The sequence below is a fragment of the Arthrobacter sp. 05L45_2 genome (assembly GCF_056397525.1).
Window position 1 is genome coordinate 1 of the sequence record NZ_JBFTNO010000088.1, and the last position, 11,297, is coordinate 11,297.

Annotated in this window: 12 protein-coding genes; 6 read left to right on the forward strand and 6 right to left on the reverse strand. The window is 69.4% G+C overall.

Translation table 11 applies throughout. From position 1 onward, the window contains the following. Positions 1-437, forward strand: a 437-nt coding sequence (locus AC1DHD_RS08775; protein WP_476879338.1) for a DUF429 domain-containing protein, incomplete at its 5' end; no start/stop codon positions are given. Next, positions 410-565, forward strand: a complete 156-nt coding sequence (locus tag AC1DHD_RS08780; RefSeq protein ID WP_476879339.1) for a hypothetical protein — start codon at positions 410-412, stop codon at positions 563-565. The genes AC1DHD_RS08775 and AC1DHD_RS08780, both read left to right, overlap by 28 nt. Positions 566-598: 33 nt before the next feature. Here the strand turns inward: AC1DHD_RS08780 and AC1DHD_RS08785 are convergent, their stop codons facing one another. Then, on the reverse strand, positions 599-3,013 hold the full coding sequence (locus tag AC1DHD_RS08785) for a phosphoketolase family protein (RefSeq protein ID WP_476879340.1): 2,415 nt from the start codon (positions 3,011-3,013) through the stop codon (positions 599-601). A 188-nt stretch (positions 3,014-3,201) separates the two neighbouring features. On the opposite strand from AC1DHD_RS08785, the gene AC1DHD_RS08790 reads away from it, so the two are divergent. After that, positions 3,202-3,801 (forward strand): hypothetical protein, encoded by a 600-nt coding sequence (locus AC1DHD_RS08790; protein WP_476879341.1) that lies wholly within the window; start codon positions 3,202-3,204, stop codon positions 3,799-3,801. Between the two features lie 27 nt (positions 3,802-3,828). Here AC1DHD_RS08790 and AC1DHD_RS08795 read toward each other — a convergent pair whose 3' ends face one another. Beyond that, positions 3,829-4,683, reverse strand: a complete 855-nt coding sequence (locus tag AC1DHD_RS08795; RefSeq protein WP_476879342.1) for an HAD family hydrolase — start codon at positions 4,681-4,683, stop codon at positions 3,829-3,831. A gap of 92 nt (positions 4,684-4,775) precedes the next feature. After that, complete coding sequence (gene serS / locus AC1DHD_RS08800) at positions 4,776-6,056, reverse strand: serine--tRNA ligase (protein WP_476879343.1); 1,281 nt, start codon at positions 6,054-6,056, stop codon at positions 4,776-4,778. A gap of 78 nt (positions 6,057-6,134) precedes the next feature. Here serS and AC1DHD_RS08805 point away from each other — a divergent pair, with 78 nt between their 5' ends. Then, positions 6,135-7,244 carry a diacylglycerol/lipid kinase family protein gene (locus tag AC1DHD_RS08805; protein ID WP_476879344.1) on the forward strand — a complete coding sequence of 370 codons (1,110 nt, stop codon included), beginning with the start codon at positions 6,135-6,137 and terminating at the stop codon, positions 7,242-7,244. Positions 7,245-7,272: 28 nt separating this feature from the next. Here AC1DHD_RS08805 and AC1DHD_RS08810 read toward each other — a convergent pair whose 3' ends face one another. The 3 genes from AC1DHD_RS08810 to AC1DHD_RS08820 form a co-directional block, all read right to left on the reverse strand. Beyond that, on the reverse strand, positions 7,273-7,488 hold the full coding sequence (locus AC1DHD_RS08810) for a hypothetical protein (protein WP_476879345.1): 216 nt from the start codon (positions 7,486-7,488) through the stop codon (positions 7,273-7,275). 94 nt (positions 7,489-7,582) lie between these two features. Next, a complete protein-coding gene (gene pheA / locus AC1DHD_RS08815) occupies positions 7,583-8,563 on the reverse strand; it encodes a prephenate dehydratase (RefSeq protein WP_476879346.1) in 981 nt (326 codons plus the stop codon). A 15-nt stretch (positions 8,564-8,578) separates the two neighbouring features. Further along, on the reverse strand, positions 8,579-8,905 hold the full coding sequence (locus AC1DHD_RS08820) for a rhodanese-like domain-containing protein (protein WP_476879347.1): 327 nt from the start codon (positions 8,903-8,905) through the stop codon (positions 8,579-8,581). A gap of 191 nt (positions 8,906-9,096) precedes the next feature. Between AC1DHD_RS08820 and AC1DHD_RS08825 the strand changes: the two genes are divergently transcribed. Beyond that, a complete protein-coding gene (locus AC1DHD_RS08825; protein WP_476879348.1) occupies positions 9,097-10,551 on the forward strand; it encodes an amidase in 1,455 nt (484 codons plus the stop codon). A gap of 108 nt (positions 10,552-10,659) precedes the next feature. Beyond that, positions 10,660-11,297, forward strand: a 638-nt coding sequence (locus AC1DHD_RS08830; RefSeq protein WP_476879349.1) for an alcohol dehydrogenase catalytic domain-containing protein, incomplete at its 3' end; no start/stop codon positions are given.

Consider the following 11,297-nt stretch of genomic DNA (forward strand, 5'->3'; position numbering starts at 1 on the left):
TTATTGCCGGGCATCTTGCCGGCACCCCGCGCCCGGTCCTGGATCATGACGGAATCGAGGGCCGGCGGCTCCTGGCCTACCGGGACACGGACCGCTTCGTCACGGCCCGGACCGGGCTGATCCCRCTCAGCGTCTCAGCAGACCGGCTGGCGCACCCGGCCATGCGCTGCGCCGTGATCCAGGCCAAGATCGCGGCGGAGTTCGGCGCCCAGGCCAGGGACGGAAGTGGTCGGCTGGCCGAGGTCTACCCGGCRGCGTCMCTGAAGYYCTGGGGCCTGCTGGCSCGSGGCTACAAAGGCCGCGGCGCACCGGAAACAGAGCGCCTGGGCAGCCTCCTGGCCGGACTTCGGGACGCCGCCCCTGGCTGGACCTGGCCGGGCACGAGGAGCAACTGGCCGGCTCGGACGACATGTTCGATGCCCTGGTCGCGGCCCTGACCGCCCGGGCCGTGGCCGTTGGCGCGAGCATCCGCCCCGACGCCGCCCACGCCGGGGCCGCCCGGTCCGAGGGCTGGATCCATCTGCCCACCGGCGGCCTGGAGGCGCTCACCGCGCCCCGGGCCTGACCCGCCGCGATCGCGCCCAGGCGAGGGTCGCCCCTAGCCGCCGAGGCTCCAGCCGCTGATCTCCTTCGCGTCCTCGCCGTGGGCCCGTGTGTGGTTGTGGGCCACGATGCGCTGGTCCTGCAACGACTGGCGCAGCAGCGAGTGCCGTTCCGCCAGGCCCGGCACCCGGTCGATCGCGTCGATGGCCAGCTGGAACCGGTCGATGCCGTTGAGCATGGCCATATCGAACGGTGTGGTGGTGGTCCCCTCTTCCTTGTAACCGCGCACGTGCAGCCCCTCCTGGTTGGTGCGGCGGTAGGCCAGCCGGTGGATCAGGGACGGGTAGCCGTGGTAGGCGAAGATGATGGGCTTGTCGGCGGTGAAGATGCCGTCAAAGTCCCGCGACGAAAGTCCGTGCGGGTGCTCGGCGGCGTCCTGCAGCCGCATCAGGTCCACCACGTTGACCACCCGGATCTTCAGTCCGGGTGCACCGGCCTTTAGCAGCTCCGCGGCCGCGACCGTCTCCACGGTGGGGACGTCGCCCGCGCAGGCCAGCACGACGTCGGGCTCCTCGCCGGGGACCTCGGACCCGGCAAACTCCCAGATCCCCAAGCCCCGCTGGCAGTGGTGCGCCGCGTCGGCGGGCCCGAGCCAGGTGGGAGATGGCTGCTTTCCGCTGACCACGATGTTGACGTAGTCCCGGGACACCAGGCAGTGCTCCATCACGGAGAGCAGCGTGTTGGCGTCCGGCGGCAGGTAGACGCGGATGACCTCGGCCTTCTTGTTCACCGCGTGGTCGATGAATCCCGGGTCCTGGTGCGAGAAACCGTTGTGGTCCTGCTGCCAGACATGCGAGGAGAGCACGTAGTTCAGGGAGGCCACGGGCTGGCGCCACGGGAGGTCGCGGTGGACCTTCAGCCACTTGGCATGCTGGTTGAACATCGAGTCGACAATGTGAATGAAGGCCTCGTAGCAGCTGAAAACGCCGTGCCTGCCGGTCAGCAGGTAGCCCTCGAGCCACCCCTGGCACAGGTGCTCGCTGAGGACTTCCATCACCCGGCCGGCGCGGGCAAGGTGTTCGTCCACCTCCTCGATCCGGTACTGCCAGACCTTGTCCGTCACCTCATAGACATCCTGCAGCCGGTTGGACGCGGTCTCATCCGGGCCGAACAGGCGGAAGGTCTCCGGGTTCAGGGCGATGACGTCGCGGAGCCAGGAGCCGAGGGTGATCATGGCGCTGACCCGGTCCCTGCCCGGCTGGGCGACCTCCACGGCGTGGTCCGAGTAGCCGGGCAGCTTTAGGTCCCTGAGCAGGATGCCGCCGTTGGCGTGCGGGGTGGCGCCCATCCGCAGTTCCCCGGCCGGGGCGTTGGCGGCGACGTCGGGGCGGAGCCGGCCCTCGGCGTCGAACAGTTCGTCGGGCCGGTAGGACTCCAGCCACCGGCCGAGCTGCGCGAGGTGCTCGGAGTTGGTGCGGACCTCGGCGAGCGGCACCTGGTGGCTCCGCCACGTCCCTTCCACCTGCAGCCCGTCCACGGTTTTCGGCCCGGTCCAGCCCTTCGGCGAGCGCAGCACGATCATCGGCCACGCGGCGGCCGGGACCGACCCGTCACCCTGTCCCCCGGTGCGCCGCCCGGCCTGGATCTCCCGGATGTCTGCCAGGCAGCGGTCCAGCACGGCGGCGAAGTCCCGGTGCGCGGCCGCGGTGTCGTCCGGGTCCGTGACGGTCACGAAGTGCGGCTCGTGCCCGTAGCCGCGCAGCAGCTGCTCCAGCTGGGCTTCGGGCATACGCGCCAGGATGGTCGGGTTGGCGATCTTGTAGCCGTTCAGGTGCAGGATCGGCAGSACGGCCCCGTCCGACGCCGGGTCCAGGAAGTTGTGGGAGTGCCAGCTTGCAGCGAGCGGCCCGGTCTCGGCCTCGCCGTCACCGATGACGACGGCGGTGATCAGCTGTGGGTTATCAAAGACAGTGCCGTACGCGTGGGCCAGCGAGTACCCGAGTTCGCCACCCTCGTTGATGGAGCCCGGGGTTTCCGGTGCAGCGTGGCTGGGGATGCCGCCGGGGTACGAGAACTGCCGGAACAGCTCCGCCAGGCCGTCTTCGTCCGGGCCAACGTTGCTGTAGATCTCCGAGTACGTCCCTTCCAGCCAGGCGTTGGCCACCACGGCGGGTCCGCCGTGGCCTGGACCGGCGACGAACAGCATCTCCTGGGCGTCCCGGCGGATGACCCGGTTCAGGTGCGCGTAGATGAAGTTCAATCCCGGGGTGGTGCCCCAATGGCCGAGCAGGCGGGATTTGGTGTCTTCGGCGCTGATTGGCCGGCGCAGCAGCGGATTGGCCCGCAGGTAGATCTGCCCCACCGAAAGGTAGTTCGCGGCCCGCCACCACCTGTCGACTAGGCCCAGGTCCGCGGCGTTGTCCCCGTCCGGCGTTGCTTGCACTGTCCGCTCTTCGACCTCATCAGCCACCGTTGTACTCCGCTCCGGTCCGTGCCGCCGTCGGCGGCGCCTGACCCCATCGCAACATCTTCCGTGCGCCCGGCACAAGCCCGGTGCCAGGGGCCGGGCGGGCCGGCGGGCGGCCCGGGGCGGGTCTGTTACGGGGCCGGCACCTCGTGCTTGCCTCCGGTTTACCACGCGGTAGTGTGGCATCCAGAATGTTCACGCTGACCATCAACCAGACCGACAGCCGGCGCGACGGCGACCGTGTGCCGCAGCTCCTCAAGGACCTGCGGCACATTCCGGCGCGCCTCGATTTCGACCGCTCCGTCGAGGACGAAGTCCAGGGAATCGTTGACTGCCCGCGGCAGGCCGTCGAGGCCGCGCTGATCGCGCTGCGGACCGGCGCCTGGTATGTCGGGATCGGCGTGGGCCCGGTCAATGAACCGCTGCCGAACCAGATCAAGGACGCGTCCGGCCACGGGCTGGTGTACGCCCGCCGCGCCGTGGACCGGCTCCGGAACGGCAAGGACCGTATCCCGGTGGCGGTGGAGGGCCCCTTCGCGGACCTGGCCGCCGAGGCCGAGGCCGWCCTGCGGCTCCTGGGCCACATTGTCCACGACCGCAGCGCCGCCGAATGGCGGGTGCTGGACCTGCTCACTCCCGGGGTGCGCGGCCAGCAAAAAGCCGTGGCGGAGGAGCTCGCCATCACCACGCAGGCAGTCAGCAAGGCGGTGGCGCGGGCGCAGTGGAACGAGGAGCACGCGGCCCGGCCGGCGGCCGCCCGGCTGCTCGCCCTGATCCTCGAGGTCCGCTAGGCCCCCTCGGCGGGCTCCCGGGGTCCGCTAGGACCCGAGGAGGATGCTGCGCAAAACGTGCGCGGCGCCGTCGTCGTACACCGAGTGGGTGACCTCGTCGGCGGCGGCAATGACYTCGGCGGGTGCCTGGCCCATGGCCACGCCGCGGCGCGCCCAGGTGAGCATCTCGATGTCGTTCCGGCCGTCGCCGACCGCCACCGTGCGGTGCGCGTCGATGCTGAGCCGTGAGCGCAGCTGTTCCAGGGCGCTGGCCTTGGTGACCCCGGCCGCCGCGATGTCCAGCCACGCCGTCCAGCCGACGGAGTAGGTGACGCCGGCGAGGCCGACGTGGCGGATGGCTGCGTTGAACTCCTCCGGTGTGTTCTCCGAGCTGAACACCACAACGCGCACGGCCGTGGCCTCAAGCATGGTCTGGAAGTCGACGCCGATCGCCTCGACGCCGAAGCTGGCGTCCTGGAAGCGCTCGGTGGAGAGGAAGTTGCCGTCGGCGTCCTCGAGAGCGTACTTGGCGGAGGGCAGCCGCTTGCGGAGCGCCCGGAGGGCGGGGCCGGGATCGAAGGTGGCTTTGTGGAGCACTTCGTAGCCGTCCGGCAGCCCGGAATCAACCCGCAGGGTCACGCCGCCGTTGGAGCAGACCGCGTACCCGTTGTCGATGCCGATGTGCTCGATGATCGGCAGGGTGGCGTTGAGCGAGCGGCCGGTCGCGATCATCACTTTGTGCCCGGCGGCCACGACGGCCTGGGCGGCTTCCCGGACGGGAGCGGACATGTGGCCGTCGTGGTCGACGAGGGTTCCGTCGACGTCGAGGGCGATCATCATTTTGTCATTTGCATCTCGCTGGTCATCGTTGCCAGCGACTGAGGCTTCAGTCAATGTAGTCATCTAACAAGTAGACCAGACACCGCCGACAGCTGGTAGGACGCGCGCCACAGCAGGGTGTGAAGCGTTGGTGAACAGCTGCCGACGGCGGGTGGCTAGAGGACGGGGAGGACCGTCATGCCGCCGAGGTACGTCTGCAGGGCGGCCGGAACGTTGACCGAACCGTCCGGGTTCTGGTGGTGCTCCAGGATCGCGACAATCCAGCGGGTGGTGGCCAGGGTGCCGTTGAGGGTGGCCACGGCACGGGTGCCCTTGGGTGCGCCGTCCTCGTTCAGGACGCGTTCGCGGATGTTGAGCCGGCGTGCCTGGAAGGTGGTGCAGTTGGAGGTGGAAGTCAGCTCGCGGTAGGCGCCCTGGGTGGGGACCCAGGCTTCGCAGTCGAACTTGCGGGCCGCGGAGGTGCCGAGGTCGCCGGCAGCGGTGTCGATCACCCGGTAGGGCAGCTCGCACTTGGCCAGCATCTCCTCTTCCCAGGCCAGCAGCCGCGCGTGCTCGGCGGGCGCCTCTTCAACGGTGGTGTAGATGAACATTTCCACCTTGTTGAACTGGTGGACCCGGATGATGCCGCGGGTGTCCTTGCCGTGCGATCCGGCCTCGCGGCGGTAGCAGGAGCTCTGCCCGGCGTAGCGGATCGGTCCGCCGCTCAGGTCCAGGATTTCGTCGGCGTGGTAGCCGGCGAGGGCCACCTCCGAGGTCCCGACCAGGTAAAGGTCGTCCTCCGCCAGCCGGTAGATCTCGGCGTCGTGCTTGACGTCGAATCCGGTGCCCTGCATGGTTTCCGGGCGCACCAGGGTGGGGGTGATCATGGGGACGAAGCCGGCGTCGATGGCCTGCTCCATGGCCATCTGCAGCAAGGCCATTTCCAGCCGGGCCCCGACGCCGCGCAGGAAGTAGAAGCGCGATCCGGAGACCTTGGCGCCGCGCTCCATGTCAATGGCGCCGATCAGCTCGCCGATTTCCAGATGGTCTTTGGGCTCGAAGTCGGGGAACTCGCGGGGCGTCCCGACCGTCTTGACCACCACGTAGTCGTCTTCACCGCCGGCGGGGACGCCGTCCTCGACGAGGTTGGGGATGCCGCGGAGCAGTTCCTCCTGCGCGGACTGGGCGACGTCGGCCTCCGCGGACGCCTCCTTGACCGATGCTGCGAGCACCTTGACCTCGGCCAGCAGGGCCTGCTTTTCCTCGCCCTTGGCCTGGGCCACCTTCTTGCCGAAGGCGTTCTGCTCGGCCCGCAGGTTCTCGAAGCGGATCAGCGCCGCGCGCCTGGCGGCGTCCGCCGCGATGATCGCGTCCACCACGGATTCGTCGGCGCCGCGGGCGCGCTGGCTGGCACGGAACTTGTCCGGATTGTCGCTGAGGTCTTTTACGTCGATCACCGGATAAGACTATCGAACCCGGGGGCCGTCCTCCGGCAGTCCTGCCGCAGGGTACACGCGGGATAGTGTTGGACCAACATGCGCGACTGGCTGCTTTACCTCGTCATCGCTGGAGCCCTGGTATTCGCGGTCTCCAGCTGGTGGGGCGTGCGCCGGCTCAAGGCCAAGCACATCCGCAGCGCCGTCTGGGAAGAAACGCACAATCCGGACCTGGCCACCCAAAAGGTCGCCGTGGTGCTGAACCCGATCAAGTCCCGGTCCGCGGAGGCCCGTGCCCTGGTGGAAAGCGCCTGCCTCGCGGCCGGCTGGGAGGCGCCGCGGTTTTTTGAAACCACCGCGGAGGACCCCGGCTTCTCGCAGGCGCGCGCCGCCGTCGAGTACGGGGCCGACGTCGTCCTGGTGGGCGGCGGCGACGGCACCGTCCGTGTGGTGGCCGACGCCCTCGCGCACACCGACATCGCCATGGGGCTGCTTCCGCTGGGCACCGGCAACCTGCTGGCGCGCAACGTGCACCTCGATATCGGGGACCTGCGCGGCTGCGTCGAAATCGCCCTGTTCGGGCACCAGCGCTTCATTGATACGGCCCGGCTGAAAGTGGAGAACGCCCTGACCGGGCAATCCGCGGAGCACGCGTTCCTGGTGATTGCCGGGATCGGCATGGACGCCGAAGTGGTGGGTGACACCAACGACGGGCTGAAGAAGGCCGTGGGCTGGCTGGCCTACACCGAGGCCGGGGTGCGTCACCTGCCCGGCCGGCGCAAACGGGTTTCCATTGCCCTGGACGACCAGCCGGAGCAGTCCAGGAAGATCCGGAGTGTGCTGTTCGCCAACTGCGGGCTGATTCCGGGCGGGATCGATTTCATTCCGCAGGCCATGATCGACGACGGCATGCTGGACGTGGTGGTCATGAGCCCGCGGAGCGCGATCGGCTGGGTGGCGATGTACTGGAAAATTGTGCTGAAGCACAAGCGGACCCTGCCGGTGATGACGTATTACCGCTCCGGAAAGATTGTCATCAAGTGCGCCGAGCCGATGCCGACGCAGATCGACGGCGATCCCTCGGGCGAAGCCACGTCGGTCACGGTCCAGGTGGAGCCCCGGTCCCTGCTGGTCAGGGTTAAAGAAGACGCCGCACGCCAGGTTTCCCTGAACGGCGGCGCGGCGGCAGGAGCGTCGGGGGCCGGGTAGGCCCCGCACCCGCCGGGCGGTATCCGGCCTAGCTTGCTTCCTTCTTGGCTTCGGCTTCCTTCTTTGCCTCTTCCGCTGCCTTSGCGGCGCGYGCCTCSGACTGCTCGCGRATCATCGCCTGCTCCTCCTCGAAGCGCAGCCGGTCCGCRCGGTCSGCGTCGTCGCCGTCCCAGTCCTGGTTGTCGGCCGTCGGCTTGGGATTGACAATCATTCCCTGGCCGTCATTTTCTGTGGTGTCTGACATGACCCGCTCCCTCCGGTAGAGGACTTCCCCAATATGGATCAGGCAAGCATACGCACAGTTTTCAAGTGGTGGAAGTGCCGCGTGGGGCGTTTGTCTACGCTGTGGGCGAAGCCTCCGCGTTATATTCCTGAACCACGGATGCCCCGGCAAGTATATCTTTGACCCATGCATGGGCCGCCCGGAATGCCTGGTCCGAGGTGTGGGGTGCCACCTCCGCGCGCTGTCCGTCGGCCCGGCCGTAGGAGCCCAGGAACCGCGTGGCGGGGCTGATCCGGTGGAGCCCGGCGAGGGCGTCGGCCACCCGGGCGTCACTCGCGTGCCCGTCGGCGTCGATGCTGAAGAAGTAGTGCCCTAGATACTGGCCGGTGGGCCGGGATTCAATCCGGCTGAGGTTCACGCCGCGGGTGGCGAACTGGTCCAGGATTTCCATCAATGCACCGGGTCGGTCCTCGGGCAGCGGCACCACCACGGTGGTCTTGTCAGCGCCGGTCCGCTCGGGGAGTTCGCCGGGCCGGCCCACCAGCACAAAGCGGGTGACAGCGCCCGGGTTGTCGCCGATATTCTCGGCCAGGACAGCCAGGCCCGGCTGTTCCGCGGCGACAATCGGCGCGCAAATGGCGGCGTCGTAGTGCGGATCGCCGTCCAGCAGGCCCATGGCGGCGGCCGCCGTGGACGATCCCGGAATGTATTCCGCATTGGGCATATGAGCGTCAACCCAGAGCCTGCACTGCGCCCACGCGTGGCCATGGGTGGAGACCCTTCGGACGTCCTCAAGGCGGACGCCGGGCCGTGCCACCAGCACGAAGCTAATGGGCACAAGGGCTTCTCGCAGGATCCGGAGTTCCTGGCCCGTGGCAATCGCGTCCAGGRTGGCCGTCACCCCGCCCTCGACGGAGTTTTCGATCGGAACCATCGCCGCGTCCGCGGACCCGTTACGGACCTTGTCCAGCGCCGTGTTGACGTTGGAGGAGGGAATCCGGACGGCCTCGGCGGCGCCGGGCACCTGCATCAACGCCGCCTCGGTAAAGGTTCCCTCGGGGCCGAGGAACGTGTAGGTGACGGGCGACGCGGGCATGGTTTCTTCTTTCGCTTACAGGATGACGGGCTTGAGGCCGTTGTCGGACACGAGCGGCAGGCCGTTCTCGAGCCACTGGTCCATTCCCCCGGCGACGTTCATGGCGGAGTAGCCGTGGCCCACCAGCCACTGCGCGGCCCGGAAGGAACGCCCGCCGGTGCGGCAGATGACGTAGAGGTCCTCGTCCGGGTCCAGTTCCTCGAGCCGGCCCGGGAGCTGGTCCAGGGGGATGTGCACAGCACGTTCGGCGTGGCCGGCCGCCCACTCGYAGTCCTCGCGGACGTCCAGGATCCGGGCCGCTTCGGGAATGTCGGACACGGTCACGGTGTCGATGTCGCTCATGGTGGTCCTCTCCGCTGAAATACAAAACAAAGTCCGCCCCCAGCGTATCGCCAGCGGTCGCAGCCGGGTCCAACCGGAGGGCACGTTACGCTTCTGCAGAGAGCAAAGGAGACCTATGCCAGCCCTTCGGCCCACTACGCGCAGCACCGGAACGGCCCGGATTGACGGCGCCCTCCGGCGGGTGTGGGCACGTGGCTGACCTCCATGACCTCTCCGCTGTGGCCTTGCGCGACGCCCTGCGCTCCGGCGAGCTGTCCGCGCGGCAGGCCGCGGCCCATTTTCTCGAACGGATAGAGGCCGCGAACCCCGGCCTCGGGGCGTTCATCACCGTCACGGCGGACGACGCCCTCCGGGACGCAGACGCCGCGGACCGCCGGTACGCCCGCGAGGCAGCCCCCGGCGGCGACGGCACGGCTGCCCTCCCGCTGCTGCACGGCATGCCCACCGCCTTCAAGGACCTGACCGACGTCGCCGGCGTCGTCACCACCCACGGCAGTGCCGCCCTGGACCACAAGCCGGCCCCGGCTGACGGCGCCCTCGCCGCGGCGTTGAAGGATGCGGGTGTAGTCTCCCTGGGCAAGACGCAGGTGCCGGAATTCGGGTTGACCGCCTACAGCGAGAACCGGATCGCCCCACCCTCACGCAACCCGTACGCCCTCGGCCGGAGCTCCGGCGGCTCCTCCGGCGGCAGCGCGGCCGCCGTCGCAGCGGGCCTCGTGCCGTTCGCCCCGGGATCCGACGGCGGCGGCTCCATCCGGATCCCGGCCGCAGCCTGCGGCCTCGTGGGCCTGAAACCCGGACGGGGACTGATTCCGGCCGGGGAAAGTACGGGTGACCCGGCCCGGCTGGTGGTCGCAGGTCCGTTGGCCCACTCCGCCGCCGATGCCGCCCTGCTGCTGGACGCCCTCGTCCCGCCGCCGGCGTCGGCGCCAACCGGAGGAGCACTCCCCGGCTACCTGCGGCAGTCCGCCCAGGATCCACCCCCGCTGYGGATCGGCGTCAGCCTGGACAGCCCGTGGCAGGCGGCCTATCCCTTCACACCGGACCCCGAGGCCCTCGACGCGCTCCGTGCAGGGATCCGGCTGCTCGAAGCGGCCGGGCACCAGACCGGCGAGGCAGCCATCCGCTACGACAACCGCTACCCCGGCGCGTTCACCACCGCCTGGACCGCCGGCGTCGGGAACGCCCGCATCGCCCCGCAACGCGAAGCCCTCCTGGCGCCGCTGACCCGGACGTTCCGCCGCAGGGCCCAGCAGCGCAGCGCGTCGAAGCTGAACGAGGCCCTCGCGTTCCTGCGCCAGTTCGAGCGGGACACCGTGGCGCAGTTCTCAGCCTGGGACCTGGTCCTGAGTCCGGCCCTGGCGCAGACGCCCCGGCCCGTCGGCTGGTTTACCGGCGCGGCGCACGGTGACGGTTACTGGCCTGCCGCCGAATGGCCGGGCGACGCGGACGAGGACTACCGGAAGCAGTGCGAATTCGCTCCGTGGTCCTCGCTGGTGAACGTGTGCGGGCTGCCCGCCATCAGCATCCCGGTGCACTGGACCGGCCCCACACCCGGCACGGGCCTGCCGATGGGCATCCAGCTGGTGGGACCCGCAGGGTCCGAGGCGCTGCTGCTCCAGGTGGCCGTCCAGCTGGGTTTCTGACCCGCCGGCACCGGGAATAACCCAGGAATTACCTGCCAGTGGCGGCGTGGGGTTTACTGGTGCCAACGCCGTTACCAACCAATGCCGTTAGCAACAGGAGAGGGATCGATGAAGATCACCGGTGCAGTACTTGAGGAAATCGGGCGGCCCCGCCCCTTCGCGGAGTCCGCCCCGATCAGCATCGCCGAGCTGGAACTCTCCGCTCCCGGCCCGACGGAAATCCTGGTCCGGCTTGAGGCCGCGGGGATCTGCCACTCGGACCTGAGCGTCGTTGACGGCAACCGGGTACGCCCGGTGCCCATGCTGCTGGGCCATGAGGCCGCCGGCCGGGTGGTCGAGGTCGGAGCGGACGTCACCGATTTGGAGCCCGGCCAGCGCGTGGTGATGTCCTTCCTGCCGCGTTGCGAGCAGTGCGAGAACTGCGCGGCGGACGGTCGCCTCCCCTGCACCGCCGGGTCCAAGAGCAACGGCGAAGGAACGCTCCTGCACGGCTCCATGCACCTGAGCCGGGACGGCGAGCCGGTCTTCCACCACCTCGGCGTGTCCGGGTTCGCCAGCCACGCCGTCGTGGACCGGGCCTCGGCGGTACCGGTGGGCGATGACATCCCGCCGGACATCGCCGCCGTGCTGGGCTGCGCGGTGCTGACCGGCGGCGGCGCCGTGCTGAACGCCGCCAAACCCCGGCCTGAGGACAGCATCATGATCGTCGGGCTCGGCGGGGTAGGAATGGCCGCCCTGATTACCGC

What these genes read in the sequence shown, in the direction of transcription:
- AC1DHD_RS08780 (WP_476879339.1), top strand. Translation starts at nt 410, where the DNA reads ATGTTCGATGCCCTGGTCGCGGCCCTGACCGCCCGGGCCGTGGCCGTT.
- AC1DHD_RS08805 (WP_476879344.1), top strand. Translation starts at nt 6,135, where the DNA reads ATGCGCGACTGGCTGCTTTACCTCGTCATCGCTGGAGCCCTGGTATTC.